The sequence below is a fragment of the Myxococcus xanthus genome (assembly GCF_006402735.1).
Lineage (GTDB): Bacteria > Myxococcota > Myxococcia > Myxococcales > Myxococcaceae > Myxococcus > Myxococcus xanthus_A.
Genome location: NZ_CP017174.1, coordinates 7,310,446 through 7,327,057, shown reverse-complemented (window position 1 = coordinate 7,327,057; position 16,612 = coordinate 7,310,446). Strand labels below are relative to the sequence as shown.

Genomic DNA, 16,612 nt, shown 5'->3' with positions numbered 1-16,612 from the left:
TGTCTGCCAACGCCCCGCGCTCGGAGATTCAAGACGTTGCAGGTTGGCTCGGCGCGTCAGGACGTTACCGAAGGTGACGTTCGCGTTACCGCGGTAACGCTTCGTGCGCTGCGTCGTAACGCTTCGCGCGCGGCGTCAGGTCTGCTTGGAGTTCGAGTGGTCGCCTGTCTTTCCTAGCAGGTATCCACCATGGCTGATGGCCAGCAGGGCGAGCATGCCTTGCGACAGGGCGGGCATCGCGCTGGTCATCCCGCGCGCCACCGACATGGCCACGTCCATGAAGTAGCCCACCGCGGCGATGAGCGTGAAATAGAACATCTGCACCTTGGCCAGGTCGATGTGCGCGGTGTTGCCCACCTCGTCTCCCTGGAACATGTCCGCCATGCGCGCGTCCGTCATGTTCGCGTTGGCGTAGAGCACGCCCTGGCGGTGAGCGTCGATGTCCTCTGTCGCCTCCGCGAGCTGGACGGAGGTGTTCTGCACCAGCTTCTCGTCCGGGCTGCGCGCGCGCTTGCCGCCCAGCACCAGCGGTGTGCCCAGCAGGGACGTGGTGGAGATGCCCATGGCAATCCAGAGTTCCTGGGGGATGTCGACCCCCACGGCGTTGGACGCGCCTGACTTCGCGCGGGAGAGCGTCATCGTCAGGTAGCCCGCCATCACCACCACGGTCCACACGAGCGCCTGGAAGCGGGAGAGGCTCATCAGGTTGCGCTCACTGATGAGAAGCGCCAGCGGTACGCCCGCGATGGCCTTGCCCAACACCAGCAGGAAGCCGGTGAGCATGGCGGCCGTTCCGAGCAGGTTCCATCCCGGCGGCAGGAACCACGTCGTGGTGAGGACGGCCAGGGGCATGACCGTGGTGAGCACCACCATCCGCCCGTACTCCGCGCGAGGAATGACGCCAACGACTTCCCCCGCGCGATTGCCAGCCCCACTGCCAATCACAGGCACGCTGTCTGCCATGAGTTCCCCCCTGGGGTGTGTTGGCGGGAATCCTAGCGATGGGGCGCGGCGGGCGTTCCGCCGTGCCGGGGCGGCGCCCATGGCGGACGGGCTTCCAGCACTGGAGGGCAGTGGACAGGCGCGCGGGCGCCGTGCCTCAGGCTCGCGTGCGAGGGATGCCCAGCTTCTGGCGCTTCTCCCACAAAGCCTTGCGGCTGATGCCCAGGCGCTTCGCCAGCTCCGTCTCGCCCATGTGCTCCTGGTTCTCCATGACGAAGCGGCGGAAGTACTCCTCCATGGAGTCCGGGGAGGCGCCGGTGGCGTCCTCGGCGGCGGCAGGGCTTGTGTCGGTGGACTCGGTGGACGCTCCGAAGCTGTCCGCCGTGTCGGGCAGCTCCAGCGCCAGGAGTCCCGCTGTCACCACCGGGCCATCCGCGAGGATGACGGCGCGCTCCAGGGCGTTCTCCAGCTCGCGCACGTTGCCCGGCCAGGGATGGGAGGTGAGCGCTTCCAGGGCCTCGGGAGACAGGCTCGCCGTGGGGCGGCCAATCTTGCGGCTCGCCTTCTCCAGCAGGTGCCTGGCCAGCGCGGGCACGTCCTCCGTGCGCTCCCGCAGCGGCGGCAGGCGAATCTCCACCACGCGCAGGCGGAAGTAGAGGTCCTGACGGAAGGACCCCTCCTGCACCCGGCGGGGCAGGTCCCGGTGGGTCGCCGCGACGATGCGCACGTCCACCTTTCGGGGCCGCGTCGCGCCCACTCGCCGCACTTCGCCGTCCTGGAGCATGCGCAACAGGCGCGCCTGGGCGGGCGCGGGCAGCTCGCCAATTTCGTCCAGGAAGAGCGTGCCGCCGTGCGCCGCCTCCACGAGCCCCGGGTGCGCGGCCTGCGCGCCGGTGAAGGCGCCCTTCTCGTGGCCGAACAGCTCGCTCTCCAGCAGGCCTTCGGGAATGGCCGCGCAGTTCACCGCCACCAGCGGCCCGTCCGCCCGGGGGCTCTGGGCGTGGAGGGCCCGCGCCACCAGCTCCTTGCCCGTGCCGGATTCGCCCAGCACCAGCACGGTGGCGGGGGAGGGCGCCACCTTGCGGACGCGCTCGAAGACCTCGCGCATCGCGGCGCTGTTGCCCACCATGCCGCTGACGGGGTGGGCCTGCTCCACCTCGCGCTTGAGCGCCGCGTTCTGCCGCGTCAGCAGGCCTTCGCGCAGCACCCGCTCCACCTGCATCAGCAGCTCGTCGTGGTCGAAGGGCTTGGCGATGTAGTCCACCGCGCCCAGCTTCATCGCGTCCACCGCCGACTTCACGGTGGCGTAGCTGGTCATGATGAGCACCGGCACACCCGGACACATGGAGATGATGTCCGTCCCCGGGGCGCCCGGCAGGCGCAGGTCCGACAGCACCAGGTCGAACGAGTCCAACGGGTAGTCGCTCGACGCCTCCTGGACCGAGCCCGCCTCGGACACGTCATGCCCCGCGCGCACGAGCAGCCGGCGCAGCTCCGTGCGGATGATGGGCTCGTCTTCGATGACCAGGATGCGGCTCATGCCGGGGACTCCCGCTCGGGGTTCACGCTGGCTTCCATCCGGCGTGGCTCCGGAAGGCTCACCACGACGCTAGTCCCTCCCCCCTGCCGCTTGTCCACCTGCATCGTTCCGCCGTGCTCTCGGACGATGCCCGCCGCGAGCGCCAGGCCCAGGCCCGTTCCCTCGCCGGGGCCCTTCGTGGTGAAGAAGGGCTCGAACACGCGCTGCGCCAGCTCGGTGGGAATCCCGTGTCCCCGGTCCATGACGCGCAGGCGCACCGCGCCACCGTCGGTGTCCGCTTCCAGCTCCACCATGCCGTGCTCGGGTGAGGCGTCCATCGCGTTGGTCAGCAGGTTGACGAGCACCTGCTCCAGCCGCTGCGCGTCGCCTTGCACCTCCAGGCCCTCTGGACAGCGATGCTCGAAGCTCACCCCATGCTGCTTGCGCGCCAGCCGCGCCAGTTGCACGGCTTCGCTCAGCAGTGGCGCCACGGCGACGCGCGTGAAGGGCCGCGCCTGTCCGCCCACCGTGCCTTCGTGGCTGAAGCCCACCAGCGTCCGGACGATGGCGTCGATGCGCCGGCACTGCTGGAGGATGAGCCCCGCGCGCTCCTGCACCGCCGCCGGGTCCTCCAACTCGTACTTGAGGTTCTGCGTCAGGCTGGCGATGGCCGTCAGCGGGTTGCCAATCTCATGGGCCACGCCCGCGGCCACGCGCCCCAGCGAGGCCAGCCGGTCCTGATGCGCCATGCGCGCGTCCACGGCCTTTCGTGCCGTGAAGTCCTCCACCAGGAGGGCCATGCCCTCGGACGTGCCCGTGCCCTGCTCCGCGGGAGAGAGCCGCGAGCGGTGCAGCCGGAGGATGCGCTCGACGCCCGCCACGGTGACACGCGTCTCCGTGTCTCCGTCCACACCGCTGGCGAAACCGGACAGCAGCGGGCCCCAGGGTGCGGGCAGGGCCTCCAGGGGATGGCCACGCACTGTGTCCACTGGCACGCCGGAGAGCTGCTCGAGCGTCGCGTTCCAGATGACGACCTCACCATCCGGCCCCACGGCGCAGACGCCCACCGGAAGGTCCTCCAGGATGCGGCGCAGGTAGCGGCGCACGGCCTCCAGCGCGGGCACCGGGCCTTGCAGTCCCCTCGCGTCGCGAAGGCGCTCCTCGACGAAGCGGAGTTGTTCGGCCAGGGCCGTGCGCGCGCCGGGCTCCAGCCGCAGCGCCTCCTCCACCGTCATCCGCGCGAGCACGGGGCCCAGCAGGCCCGACAGGTTTCGCTCCACGCCGTCGCGCAGGCGGCGCAGCTCGGAGGGCCGGCGCTCGTCCTGCGGCAGCGACAGGGACTTCAGCGCCCGGTCCACCTCCGCCGTCGCGGCCTCCTCACCCAGCAGCGGGGCCAGCTTGCGACGGAACTCGTCGGGCGAGCCCGCCACCACGCCACCCGCGGCGGGCGCGGCCTCCTCGCGTGTGCAGGCCCGCGCGGCCTCCGCTTCCTCGGCGGACTGGCGCGTCGCCAGCGACACGCCGATGAAGGCCAGCCCGTTGAGCGTGAGCGAGGCGAAGGTGGCGAAGCCCCAGGGCTCACTGTCGGAGAACCCGAGCAGCGCCGCCATGCGGTGCGTCCACGCGACGACGCCCGGCGACGCCCACAGGGGCACCACCAGCGTCAGGAACCACAAGCTGGCGCCCACCGCCAGGCCCGTCAGCAGCCCGGCGCGCGTGCCCCGCTTCCAGAACAGCAGCCCCAGCACGCCCGGGATGAACTGCGCCACCGCGACGAAGGACACCAGCCCCAGGTCCACCAGCCCCGTGCCGCTGATGTTCAGCAGCCAGTGGAAGCCGTAGCCGGCCAGGATGATGATGCCGATGAGCAGCCGGCGCGCCCACAGCAGCCAGCCGTAGAGATGCGGCTGCCCGCGTGCGTAGCCCAGCGGCAGCACCAGGTGCGTGAGGCACATGGGCGCCAGGGCCAGCGTGGTGACGATGACCATGGCGCTGGCCGCGGAGACGCCGCCCAGGAACGCGCCCAGCGCCAGCCACGTGGCGCCGCGCGACGCGGGCACCGCCAGCACGTGAAAGTCCGCGGGCCAGGGCAGCCCCAGCGCCTCGCCGCTCCAGAGCACCACGGGGACCACCAGGTTCATCACCAGCAACAGGAGCGGGAAGGCCCAGGTGGCGGTGGCCAGTCCCTCTCGCTCCGGGGCCTCGGTGAAGGCCACGTGGTAGCTGCGAGGCGTGAGGAACGCGGCCGCGCAAGAGAGCACCAGCAGCGGTGACCAGGAGGCATCCCGCGCCGGGCGCTGGAGCCCTTCGATGGCCTCTGGATGCGCGTCCACCCAGGCCAGCAGCCCGTCCACGCCGCCGAACACGTTGCAGACCGCCCAGGCGCCCACGGCCACCAGGGCGACGAGCTTCACCGCGGACTCGAAGGCGATGGCCAACATCAGGCCTTCGTGCCGCTCGCGCGGGGTGAGGTGCCGTGCGCCGAAGAGGACGGAGAAGACGGTGAGGACCGCGCAGAAGCCAAGGCCCACTAGCGTGGGAGACGCGGAGGGACTGAGCACGCGCGCGGACTCCACGACGGCCCGCACCTGGAGCGCCAGATAGGGCAGGCTGCCCGCCAGCAGGAACAGCGTCACCGCCGTGCCGGTGGACTGCCCCGGGTAGCGGAAGGCCAGCACGTCCGCCAGCGAGGTGAGTTGCAGCTCGCGGGACAGGCGCAGCAGCGGGCGCCACAGCACGGGAATCAGCAGGCACGCCAGGGTGACGCCCAGGTAGATGCCCAGGTAGCGGAAGCCATGCCGGGCCGCGTAGCCCACGCTGCCGAAGTAGGACCACGACGTGGCGTACACGCCCAGGGCCAGCGCGTAGACGAGCGGATGCTGGGTGATGCGCGCGGGGATGGCGCCTCGCTCCGCCGCGTAGGCCACCAGGAAGAGCACCAGCAGGTAGGCGACGGACGCGGCGACGAGCGAGCCGAGCTCGAGCGTCATGGGCCACGACTCCGGCGCGCCGCCCAGCCGCCCAGGAGGATGACGCCCAGCCACACCGCGAAGGGCAGGTACCCCGGCGCGCCCTCCGCCAGCCAGAGCCGGCGCAGGGGGGAGCCGAAGAGGAGCACCGCGACGGCGAAGACGAGCAGCGACGGCATCACGGGGGCGTCGGGCTCGGTAGGGCGCTTCATGGCGGCGAGGATACCAGCCGCGTCGCCTTCGGGTGACGAGGCCGCCATGTGCGTCGTGTGGAAGCGGTGGTTCGGTTCGCCGGGCGCGGGAGGAGCAGCCTCACGGCGCACCTGCTGTCCGGACGCGGGCGCACGGGCCTGCCTGGCCGTGGATTGTGGCTCGACAGGCAGGCCGGGCCGTCGTGAGAATGTGGGCGGCCGAGAGGCGCCTGCGTGCGCCATCGGTGAACGGAGATGCGCGTGGAGACGCAGCCTGGCGACTTCGGACCGCCGCGAGACGAACGTGAGATGGCCGCCGTCGCGGACATCATGATGCAGTCGTATGCCATGTCCCCCGCCGACAACGCCGCCTGGGTGCAGCGGGCGTCGCGGCCGGACCTGCGGTTGTTGCGCGAGGGCGGCGAGGTGGCGGCCACGCTCGTGCTCATCCGCATGGGGCAGTGGTACGGCGGGCGCAGCGTGCCCGTCATCGGCGTGGGCGGCGTGGGCGTGTCTCCCGTCCACCGGGGACGCGGCACCGCCACGCGACTGATGCAGCACCTGCTGCGCGAGGCCCGCGCGACGGGCGCCCCGCTGTCGGTGCTCTATCCCGCGACGCAGCCGCTCTACCGGCGCGTGGGTTACGAGCACGCGGGCACGCGGCAGGAGATTCGCATCCAGGTCCCATCGCTGGACTTCAGTGAGCGGACGTTGTCGCTCCGGCCCATCGAGGAGAAGGACACGCAGGCCATCGTCCTGAGCTACCAGCGCCACGCGCGTCACCGGCCGGGCTGGCTGGACCGTGGGGACTTCTCATGGGGCCGTGTCCGCAACATGCGCGGCGAGGTGGCACATGGCTACCTGGTGGAGGGCCGCGCCGGTGTGGAGGGCTACCTCTACGTCATCCGCCGGCCGCTCAAGGACTTCAAGCAGGAGCTGTTCCTCGCTGACGTCGTGGCCCATACGCCCGCGGCGGCGCGGAGGATTCTGAGCTTCCTGGGGGACCACCGCTCCCTGGCCACGGACGCCTTCTGGTACGGCGGCGTGGACGACCCGCTGCTCCTGCTGCTGCGCGAGCAGACGTACTCGGTGAAGCTGTACATGCACTGGATGGTGCGGGTGCTGGACGTGGCCTCCGCGCTGGAGGCACGCGGCTGGCCGGAGGGACTCACGGGTACCCTCCATCTGGACGTCGAGGACGACCTCTTTCCGGAGAACCAGGGCCGCTTCGTGTTGGAGGTCTCGGACGGTCAGGCGCGCGTCCGCCGTGGCGGCGACGGAGGTCTGCGGCTGCACGTGCGGCAGTTGGCGCCGCTGTACACCGGTCACCTGTCCGCGGAGTCGCTGCGGGCCATGGGCGCGCTGGAGGGCGATGATGCCTCGGTGCGCGCGGCGAACAGTCTCTTCGCCGGCCCGCCGCCCTCCCTGCGCGACATGTTCTGAACCGGGCCGGGCGCTCTATCGGGCCCGGCGCGGGAGTGCTAGGAGCGCGAGCAGTCCTTCCCAGGAGCGTGCGGGCAATGCGGGCATTCGTCACCGGTGGTTCAGGCTTCGTGGGAAGGCACCTCCTCACCGCGCTGAAGGTGCGCGGGACGCCCGCTCGGGCCCTGGCGCGCTCCGCCGCGGCGCTGGCCTCGGTGACGGAGGCCGGCGCCGAGCCCTTCGAGGGCGACCTGTCGGACGTGGAGAAGCTGAAGGCGGGCATGGAGGGCTGTGACACCGTCTTTCATTGCGCCGCGGTGGTGAAGGGCTGGGGCGCGCGCAGCGAGTTCTACGAGACGAACGTGCGCGGCACGGAGCGGGTGCTGGAGGCGGCGCGCGCCGCGGGCGTCAAGCGGTTGGTCCACGTCAGCACGGAGGCGGTGCTGGCGGATGGCTCGCCCCTGGAGCGGGTGGATGAGACGATGCCCCTGCCCGAGCGCCCCATTGGCGACTACCCCTCCACCAAGGGCGAGGCGGAGCGCCGGGTGCTCAGCGTGAATGCCCCGGATTTCGTCACCGTGGCGGTGCGTCCCCGCTTCATCTGGGGCGCCGGTGACACGTCGCTGCTGCCGCAGTTCCAGGAGGCGGTGCGGACCGGGCGCTTCCGGTGGTTCGGCGGCGGCCGTTACCTGACGTCCACCTGCCACGTGGCCAACTGCGTGGAGGGCATGCTGCTGGCGGCGGAGAAGGGCCGCGGCGGCGAGGCCTATTTCCTCACCGACGGGGAACCCGTGGAGTTCCGAGGCTTCATCACCGCCATGCTCGCGACGCAGGGCGTGGACGCGGGCGAGCGCACCCTGCCATATGGCGTGGCCGCGACGGTGGCCACGGTGGGGGACTTGCTGTGGGGCACCTTCGGCCTGGGCGGCAGGCCTCCGCTCACCCGCACCGAGGTGCTGCTCATGGGGCGCGAGGTGACGGTGCGGGACGACAAGGCCCGCCGGGAGCTGGGGTACGAGGGCCGCCGCTCCCGTGAAGAAGGGCTCCGCGAGATGAAGGCGGAGCATCAGGGCACGGCGTCGCGTATGCTCTGAGGCATGCGAAGGTTCGAGTTCGTGGAAGGCTCCAGCTCCAAGTTCTGGGAGCCGGAGCTCAAGGGCAACACCTTCATCGTCACCTTCGGCCGCATCGGCACCGCCGGTCAGCGGCGGGAGAAGGCTTTCGCGGACGAAGCCGGCGCCCGGAAGGAATACGAGAAGAAGGTCGCTGAGAAGCTGCGCGAGGGGTACCGCGAGGTGACGGGGGGCGGCGCCCCCGAGGCCGCGCCCGCGCCGCCGTCCGCGCCGAAGAAGGCGGAGTTGCCCCGTCGCGTGCCCGCGGCCACGCCCACGCCCGAGTCGCTGAAGGCCGCCGCCGAGGCCCTGGCCGCGCTCCGGGCCCGGCTGGGGTGGCGGAGCTGGGAGGTGACGTCGCGGGCCCGGCGTGCGAAGCGCGCGCTGCGGGCCCTGGGCGGCGTGGACCCCGCGGCCCACGCGGAGCTGGCGGGCACCTTCACCGCGCTGATGGAGCGCGTCGTCGCTCCCAGGAAGGATGGCCGGCTCCCGCTGCGGCACGCGCTGGCGTTGCTGGGCGAACTGGACGTGGCTGCCTTCACCCGCGCGGCCGAGGTGTGGCTCGCCGCGCCGGACGCCGTCCCCGCCGCGACGACCGTGGCCCGGCAGGCGTCGGCGCTGGGGCAGCCCGAGCTGGCGCTGCGCATGGGCATGCTGCTGGCGGAACGCCCCGGTCAGGCGGGCGCGCCTTCTGAGGAAGGGTGGAGCAAGCGGTGGACGCATCTGCGGCCGCACGTGGAGGAGCAGCTGTCCTCCAGCGGTGGCTCGTTGGCCACCTGGGCGCAGTCCGTCGATGCCGCGAAGGACGCGCACCTGGCCAGCCGGTTGGCTCGGCTGCAGGCGTGAAGCGCCGGCGTCGCTGGCTGCTGGGCGCGCGTGGGCGGGCCCCTCGCGCTCCAGGGGAAACGGTGGGCTAGCCCGGGCCGCCGTTGCCGACGGGCGCGGACGACTTCTTGGCGGCGCCCTGGCCCGAGGAGGAGACGCTGTCGGGCTGACGGTCCATCTCCGCCGTCGGGTAGTCGCGCGCGGCTTCCAGGTAGGACTGGGGTTTGATTCGCCGGCGCATGCGCGACGTCAGGTTGTCGGGCTGCACGAGCACGGGCTCACCCTCGGCGCGCTGCTCCACCACGTGGCCGTCGCAGAAGCGCCACAGCTTGCGGCCGTCCACCTCCTGCCGGGCGTAGTACAGGTCCGGCTGCCCCACCTGGGGATTGGGCGGGCACCACGTGCGGCGGGCGGCCTCCTCCCGCTCGGGCGTCTCCGCGCGCCACTGCCGGCGGGCATTCTTCAGCGCCACCTCCGCCAGCACCTTGGGCCCTTCTTCCAGCCGGGCATCCACCTCCGTCAGCAGCTCGTGGCCCCGACGGGCAATCTCCGGGAAGGCCCCGGTGTTGCGGAAGCCGCACTCCTTCAGCCGGTTGAGCGTGTAGCGGTGCACCTCCATGAGGGGAGGAAGGGACTCGGTGGCCTCCCGCATCATCGCCATTTGCTGGGCGTGGTCCGGCGCGTCCAGCTTGGAGAGGTTCTCCGTCTCCCGGAGGAAGCGGGCCATCGTTCCATTCACCGTCGTCAGCTCGTCCGCCAGCCACCGCGGCTCCGAGGACGCACAGGGGTCCGCCTTCGCCTTCTTGTAGTCCCGGTAGTCCGCTCGGGACATGCCGAGCGAATAATGCTCCACCGGAGGAGCGGGCCTGGTCGCGCACGCGCTCAGCGCCGTGCCCAGGCCCGCGAGCACGAGCTGCCGAATGTTTGCCGTCATCCGCCCATTCTGACATGTCATTTGTGTTCAAACAAACGTGCGAAATCGGACGCTTCGGGGTCAGGCCCGGATTCCGAGGCGGACGTGCCGCCCCTGTACGGCGTCGCGGAGGTTGCCTACAAGACTGCTCAGGCGCAGAGCACCCGTTCCCAGAAGGGCGAGCCGGTACATGAAGCCCGCGGTCCTCATCATCATCGGGGTGCTCACGGCGTTGGGTGGGGCCCTCTACCTGTCCTCGCGGCGCGCCGCGGAGCGCGGCGCGGGGGAGGCACGTCCCGCGGCGCAGGCGCCCGTGTCCACCCGCGCGGTGCGGACGGAAATCACGTTCCTCTACAGCTCGGAGAAGAAGGCGTGGGTGGAGGAGGCGGCGGCGGACTTCCAGAAGGCGCATCCGCTCATCCGGGTGAACCTGGTGGGCCGGGGCTCACTGGAGGCCGCGCAGGCCATCCTCGAAGGCCGTGAGCGGCCCACCGTGTGGAGCCCCGCCGACAGCGCGGTGCTGCGGATGCTGGAGTCGGACTGGGCCACGGACGCCACGCGCGAGCCGCTGTTCGCTTCGGAGGGCGAAGCGGCGCCGCGGCCGTTGGTGAAGACGCCGCTCGTCTTCGTGGCGTGGGAGGACCGGGCGGAGGTGCTCCAGCGCGCCAGTGGTGGGGGCGCGGTGTCCTGGAAGGTCATCCACGACGCGGTGGCCAGCGACCAGGGCTGGCCCGCGGTGGGCGGCCAGCCGGAGTGGGGCTTCGTGAAGCTGGGCCACACGGACCCCACGCGCTCCAACTCCGGGCTCCAGGCGCTGCTGCTGGCGTCGCTGGAGTTCTACGGCAAGCAGAGCGGACTGACGGTGGCCGACCTGCTGGAGCCGCGGTTCCAGACGTGGCTGAGCCAGTTGGAGCGGGGCACGGGCCGCTTCGAGCAGTCCACGGGCGCGCTGATGGCGGACATGGTCCGCTTCGGCCCGGCCCGCTACGACATCGCCGTGGTGTACGAGAACCTGGCCATCGCCCAGCTCTCCCAGCCGCCGGGGAACTGGGGGGCGCTGAAGGTCTTGTATCCGACGCTCACGTCCTGGAGCGACCATCCGGCGGCGGTGCTGGAAGGGGACTGGGTGCTGCCCCGCCAGCGTGAGGCCGCGCTGGAGTGGCTGCGCTATCTGCACAGCCGGCCGGTGCAGCAGCGCGCGCTGGCCTTCGGCTTCCGCCCCGCGGATGCCTCCGTGCCGCTGACGTCACCCGGCGAGGACAGCCCCTTCCCCCCGCTGGCCGCGCGCGGTCTCCAGGTGGACGTGCCAGACGGCGCGGAGGTCCCCGAGGGCGCGGTGGTCCGCAACCTCCTTACGCTGTGGTCGCGGCGGGTGGGCAACGCGCGGTCGCCGTAGCCGGCCGCTTCGCCCGGTGCGCCGCCGTCAGCCGCCGCGCGCCACCAGGTCGATGAAGCCGCGAATCCAGATGAGATTCACGGCGTCGCAGATGTCACGTGGTGTCGGCGTCGTCGTCTCCAGCGCGGCCGTGTAGGGCACTCCCTGGCGCGAGTACCAGTCGGTGACGCTGCCGTCGTGGTACTCGATGAGGCCGTCCGCGTCGGTGACGCTGTGGTCGTCCACCTTCTGGCTGCGCACCACCGCGACGTGCTTCGCGCTGGCCTCTACCAGCGGGCGGTAGGCGGCCTTGTCTCCGAAGGTGTACGCGTACGTCGACGCGCCGCCCAGGTAGTCATCCTGATGGATGTCGAGCGCGGCGGCCGGAGCGGCATAGCGCGCCAGCTCGCTGCGTATCGCGCGCGTCTCCTTGGGGCCGCCGTCATACAGCGCCCAGCGGAGGATGGGCCGCGCGACGTTCAGCTCGCCCACCCACTCCCCGGGGGCGACTTCGTAGCGGAGGAAGTCGTTGTTGGGCTTCTCGCCGCTGCGGTTATACCGGGTACCCGCCTCGAAGCCGGACGGGTTGATGCAGGGGTAGACGCGCAGCCCCACGCCGCGCTCCACCGCGTACGCCGCCACCGCCGGGAAGTGCTCGGCCAGGGTGAGGGGACCGGCGGGTTCCTCCCCGTGGAAACCGGAGGTGATGACCAGCCAACGCTCTCCCGGGACGACGAGCCGGAAGAGGGGGTAGTCCTGGTCCCCTTCCGTCACGCGGCCGTATTCGGAGACGTCCGCGACCTGAGCGTGGGCGCGGATCCGCTTTGCGTAGTCGGTGTAATTCACGCACCTAAACTAGCCGTGCTCCGCCGCCCCGCCCACCCTTTCCCGCAAGCACACACCCCACCTGTCCTGCCGCCACGGTGGCGTGCGCGTGGACTACGGGCCTACGTGTTCGCGGAACTGTTCGGCCAGCTCCTTGCGCTGCTGCGGCGTCAGCGTGCCGTGGACCTCCAGGGCGGCGTCTGTCGCCTGGTGAGCGAAGGCGCGCATGGCCTCGATGCGCGCGTCCACCAGTGCGTGGAGCTTCTGCCGGTCCGGCGTGTCCGACGCGAGCTGTTGGAAGGCCTCCTCGCGCACCGCGCGGTGCTCCTGCATCAGCTGCACCCCGTCGGAGAACAGGCGGTCCTTCACCGCGTGGATGGACTGGCGCTGGGACTCGGTGGCGTCCAGCGTGTCCAGCTTGTCGTCGAGCTTCCACGTCACCAACTGCTTCACGCGCTCCGGGTCCTTGCCCCAGCGGGGGCCTCCCCTCAGCGCGAAGCCGCTGAGCAGCGCGACGGCGAGCATCGCGGAACCGACCACGGCGAACCTCTTCATCATGGCTCTCTCCTGGGTGGAGCGCGGACGGCTCCACGTGAAGTCGCCACCACTCGCGGCGACGGTGGGCAATGTGCCGGCCCGCCGTTGCTGGGATTTGTACGAGGCGTGAAGAAGTATGAAGCCGCCCGTACGCTCACCGGGCCAGGGGCCACGTCCCGGCGCCCGAGGCTTGGACGCATCGTGACTTCCACGGAGACGGGCGGTGGGAAGGGCGGGCCGTTAGCCTTCCGTCCAGGGCTTCCGCTCGTGGCGGAACGCCGCAAGAGGCCGATTTTCCGGCCTCGCCCGCGCTTCTCCGCCAGGGGCAACACTGGACTGGCGAGCAGGGGAGCACGGCCCTAGTGTTCGGCGGCACCCCGGCCTCCAGGAGCGGAACGCGCTTATGTCCTTTACCCACCTCCACCTGCACACCCTCTACTCGCTCCTCGATGGGGCGATCCGGATGAAGGACCTCATCAAGACGGTGAAGGAGAAGGGGATGAGCAGCGTTGCCGTGACGGACCACGGCAACATGTTCGGCGCCATCGACTTCTACAAGAAGGCGAAGGACGCCGGCATCAAGCCGATTCTGGGCATGGAGGCCTACGTCGCCGGACCGAAGGGGCGTGAGGACCGCTCCGAGAAGGTCTCCCACCACCTCATCCTGGTGGCGAAGAACGCGGAGGGCTACGCCAACCTGCGCTACCTCTCCTCCACCGCGTACATGCACGGGTTCTACTACCACCCGCGCATCGACAAGAAGGTGCTCGCCGAGCACAGCAAGGGCCTGTTCGCGCTCACCGCGTGCCTGGGTGGTGAAGTCACCAGCGCGTGCTTCCGCGGCGACATGGACCACGCCCGGCGCGCGGCGCAGGAGTACAAGGACATCTTCGACCCGGGGCACTTCTTCCTGGAGGTGCAGTCCAACGGGATGCCGGAGCAGGACAAGGCGAACGAGAACCTCAAGCAGCTCTCGCGCGACCTGGACATCCCGCTGTGCGCCACCGCGGACGCGCACTACATCAAGCGCGAGGACGCGCGCGCCCACGAACTGCTCATGTGCATCGCAAGCGGCAAGACGCTGGCGGATGGCAAGCGCATGAAGCACTCCACGGACAAGCTCTACGTCACCAGTCCCACGGAGATGCTGGAGTTCTTCAAGGACACGCCCGAGGCGGTCCACAACACCCAGCGCATCGCCGAGCAGTGCAACCTGGAGCTCAAGCTGGGCAAGCCCATGCTGCCCACCTTCAAGGTGCCCGACAGCCACACGCCGGACAGCTACATGGCGGAGCTGGCGTATGAGGGCCTGCGCGAGCGCTTCAAGGAGCTGGCGGCCACTGTCACCTATCCCATCGACCGCGAGCAGTACCAGGCGCGGCTGGCGCTGGAGATTGGCGTCATCCAGAAGATGGGGTTCTGCGGCTACTTCCTCATCGTCCAGGACTTCATCAACTGGGCGAAGAAGATGAACATCCCCGTGGGCCCCGGCCGTGGCTCCGGCGCCGGCAGCCTCGTCGCCTACGCGCTGCGCATCACCGACGTGGACCCCATCCCGTACAACCTCCTGTTCGAGCGCTTCCTCAACCCGGAACGCGTGTCGATGCCCGACTTCGATATCGACTTCTGCCAGGACCGCCGGGACGAGGTCATCCAGTACGTCGGCCGCAAGTACGGCGAGATGAACGTGGGGCAGATCATCACCTTCGGCTCGCTGAAGGCGAAGAGCGTGCTGCGCGACGTGTGCCGCGTGTTCGCGCTGCCCTTCAGCGAAGGTGACCGCATCGCGAAGCTGGTCCCGGAGGTGCTCAACATCACCTTGAAGGAGGCCATCGAGATGGAGCCTCGCCTCAAGGAGATGATGGAGACGCCCTCCAACATCGGTGAGGTGGAAGGCAAGCCCGTCACCACGAAGGACGTGCTCGAAATCGCGCTCGCGCTGGAGGGCCTGCACCGCCAGCCCGGCATGCACGCCGCGGGTGTGGTGATTGCCGACAAGCCGCTGTGGGAGTTCGTGCCCGTCTACCAGCCGCCGGGTGAGAAGACGCTCATCACCCAGTTCGCCAAGGACGAGGTGGAAGCGGCCGGCCTGGTGAAGTTCGACTTCCTCGGTCTGAAGACGCTCACGGTGATTCAGCACGCGCTGGACCTGGTGAAGCGCAACCACGACAAGGACATCCCGCGGCACGAGATCCCGCTCAACGACGAGAAGACCTGGGAGCTGATGGCCAAGGGCGACACGGCCGGCGTCTTCCAGATGGAGTCCAGCGGCTTCACGGAAATGGTCGTGAAGCTCAAGCCGAACTGCTTCGAAGACGTCATCGCCGCCGGCGCGCTCTACCGCCCGGGTCCGCTGGACTCCGGCATGGTGGACGTCTTCATCAACCGCAAGCACGGCCGGGAGAAGGTGTCGTACCCGCACCCCGCGCTGGAGCCGGTGCTCAAGGACACCTACGGCGTCATCGTGTACCAGGAGCAGGTGATGCAGATTTCGCAGGTCCTGGGTGGCTACACCCTGGGCCGCGCGGACCTGCTTCGCCGCGCCATGGGCAAGAAGAAGGCCGAGGTCATGCAGGCCGAACGGGCCGGCTTCCTCGAGGGCTGCGCGAAGAACAACGTCGACCTCAAGGTCGCCGGTGAAATCTTCGACCTGATGGAGAAGTTCGCCGAGTACGGCTTCAACAAGAGCCACTCGGCGGCCTACGGCCTGGTCACCATCCACACGGCCTGGCTGAAGGCGCACTTCCCCTGCGAGTTCATGGCGGCCCTTCTCTCCAGTGAGAAGGACAACACGGACAAGGTGGTGAAGCACATCGGCGAGGCGCGCGAGTCGGGCCTCGAGGTGCTGCCGCCGGACGTGAATCAGTCCGACATGGAATTCGGCGCGGTGAGCGGGAAGATTCGCTTCGGCCTGGGCGCCATCAAGGGCGTGGGCGAGGGCGCCATCGAGTCCATCCTGGAGGCGCGCAAGGACGGCCCCTTCAAGAGCCTGTTCGACTTCTGCGAGCGCGTGGACAGCCGCAAGGTGAACCGGAAGGTGATGGAAGCGCTGGTGAAGGCGGGCTCCTTCGACTTCGAGAAGCGCTCACGCCGGCAGATTTTCGACACCATCGAGAAGGCGATGAACCGCGGCTCGGCCAGCCAGAAGGACAAGGCGGCCGGGCAGAGCTCGCTGTTCGGCATGTTGGCCGGCCCGTCCACGGATGGCGGTGGCGGCGGGCTGAAGGACGACTACGTCGAGGTGGAGGACTGGTCGGAGAAGGAGCGGCTGTCGCTGGAGAAGGAGGCCATTGGCTTCTACGTGTCCGGCCATCCGCTGCACCAGTACGACAAGGAGCTGAAGCGCTACGCGCGGCCGATTACGGCGGTGCAGCGCGCGCGCAAGGACGACAAGCTCACGGTGGCGGGCATCGTCACGGTGCTGCGCGAGCGGCCCACGAAGACGGGCAAGCGCATGGCGTGGGTGACGATTGAGGACTTGTCCGGCTCCATCGAGCTGGTGTGCTTCCCGGGCAAGGACGGCACGCGCAACGTGATGGGCCGGGACGGCAAGTGGGCGAAGCAGGGGCCCAAGCCGGGGTTCGAGAACTGGGAGCACCTGCTCAAGTCGGACGACCCCATCCTGGTGTCCGGCACGGTGCAGATCAGCCAGCGTGACGAGGACTCGCCGACGCCGGAGCTCATCGTCGACGACATCCAGAGCCTCAAGGCGGTGCGTGAGAAGCGCACCAAGCGCCTGGAGTTGCGCGTGCCGGCGGACCTGCTCACGGAGGAGCGGGTGGCGAAGCTGCACGAACTGGCGAAGAAGTACGCCGGCGCCACGCCCGTGGCGGTGAGTGTGCTCTTCAAGGGCGAGGGCGAGGCGCTCATCGGCAACACGTCCATCAAGGTGCAGGTGAATGACGACCTGCTGCTCGCGGTGGACCGCCTGTTCGGCATGCGGGTGGTGGAGTTCGGCTGACGTCTTGAATCGGAGGCCTGA

Annotated in this window: 12 protein-coding genes; 5 read left to right on the top strand and 7 right to left on the bottom strand. The window is 70.0% G+C overall.

Translation table 11 applies throughout. The features are described from left to right. Window positions 1–135: 135 nt before the first annotated feature. The 4 genes from BHS09_RS30035 to BHS09_RS30020 all read right to left on the bottom strand — a co-directional run bounded on the left by BHS09_RS30035 (window position 136) and on the right by BHS09_RS30020 (window position 5,642). A complete protein-coding gene (locus tag BHS09_RS30035) occupies window positions 136–963 on the bottom strand; it encodes a hypothetical protein (protein ID WP_140799732.1) in 828 nt (275 codons plus the stop codon). Between the two features lie 136 nt (window positions 964–1,099). Continuing rightward, window positions 1,100–2,482: a sigma-54-dependent transcriptional regulator gene (locus BHS09_RS30030; RefSeq protein ID WP_140799731.1), complete on the bottom strand. Its 1,383-nt coding sequence runs from the start codon at window positions 2,480–2,482 to the stop codon at window positions 1,100–1,102. After that, on the bottom strand, window positions 2,479–5,451 hold the full coding sequence (locus tag BHS09_RS30025) for an ATP-binding protein (protein WP_140799730.1): 2,973 nt from the start codon (window positions 5,449–5,451) through the stop codon (window positions 2,479–2,481). Before BHS09_RS30025 ends, BHS09_RS30030 begins: the two co-directional genes overlap by 4 nt. Then, complete coding sequence (locus tag BHS09_RS30020) at window positions 5,448–5,642, bottom strand: hypothetical protein (protein ID WP_140794848.1); 195 nt, start codon at window positions 5,640–5,642, stop codon at window positions 5,448–5,450. The genes BHS09_RS30025 and BHS09_RS30020 overlap by 4 nt, the downstream gene beginning before the upstream one ends. A 240-nt stretch (window positions 5,643–5,882) precedes the next feature. On the opposite strand from BHS09_RS30020, the gene BHS09_RS30015 reads away from it, so the two are divergent. The 3 genes from BHS09_RS30015 (at window position 5,883) to BHS09_RS30005 (ending at window position 9,001) form a co-directional block, all read left to right on the top strand. Beyond that, on the top strand, window positions 5,883–7,064 hold the full coding sequence (locus tag BHS09_RS30015; protein ID WP_237077565.1) for a GNAT family N-acetyltransferase: 1,182 nt from the start codon (window positions 5,883–5,885) through the stop codon (window positions 7,062–7,064). Between the two features lie 77 nt (window positions 7,065–7,141). Beyond that, on the top strand, window positions 7,142–8,137 hold the full coding sequence (locus tag BHS09_RS30010) for an NAD-dependent epimerase/dehydratase family protein (protein ID WP_140799729.1): 996 nt from the start codon (window positions 7,142–7,144) through the stop codon (window positions 8,135–8,137). A 3-nt stretch (window positions 8,138–8,140) separates the two neighbouring features. Continuing rightward, a complete protein-coding gene (locus tag BHS09_RS30005; protein WP_140799728.1) occupies window positions 8,141–9,001 on the top strand; it encodes a WGR domain-containing protein in 861 nt (286 codons plus the stop codon). Between the two features lie 67 nt (window positions 9,002–9,068). Here the strand turns inward: BHS09_RS30005 and BHS09_RS30000 are convergent, their stop codons facing one another. Next, window positions 9,069–9,914 carry a hypothetical protein gene (locus BHS09_RS30000; protein WP_237079907.1) on the bottom strand — a complete coding sequence of 282 codons (846 nt, stop codon included), beginning with the start codon at window positions 9,912–9,914 and terminating at the stop codon, window positions 9,069–9,071. 169 nt (window positions 9,915–10,083) lie between these two features. Between BHS09_RS30000 and BHS09_RS29995 the strand changes: the two genes are divergently transcribed. Next, window positions 10,084–11,289, top strand: a complete 1,206-nt coding sequence (locus BHS09_RS29995; protein WP_140799726.1) for a substrate-binding domain-containing protein — start codon at window positions 10,084–10,086, stop codon at window positions 11,287–11,289. 27 nt (window positions 11,290–11,316) lie between these two features. Here the strand turns inward: BHS09_RS29995 and BHS09_RS29990 are convergent, their stop codons facing one another. After that, window positions 11,317–12,114: a M14 family metallopeptidase gene (locus tag BHS09_RS29990; RefSeq protein ID WP_140794842.1), complete on the bottom strand. Its 798-nt coding sequence runs from the start codon at window positions 12,112–12,114 to the stop codon at window positions 11,317–11,319. A gap of 93 nt (window positions 12,115–12,207) precedes the next feature. After that, a complete protein-coding gene (locus BHS09_RS29985; RefSeq protein ID WP_237079906.1) occupies window positions 12,208–12,651 on the bottom strand; it encodes a Spy/CpxP family protein refolding chaperone in 444 nt (147 codons plus the stop codon). A 382-nt stretch (window positions 12,652–13,033) separates the two neighbouring features. Between BHS09_RS29985 and dnaE the strand changes: the two genes are divergently transcribed. After that, window positions 13,034–16,591 (top strand): DNA polymerase III subunit alpha, encoded by a 3,558-nt coding sequence (gene dnaE / locus BHS09_RS29980; RefSeq protein WP_140794840.1) that lies wholly within the window; start codon window positions 13,034–13,036, stop codon window positions 16,589–16,591. The last annotated feature ends 21 nt before the right edge of the window (window positions 16,592–16,612 follow it).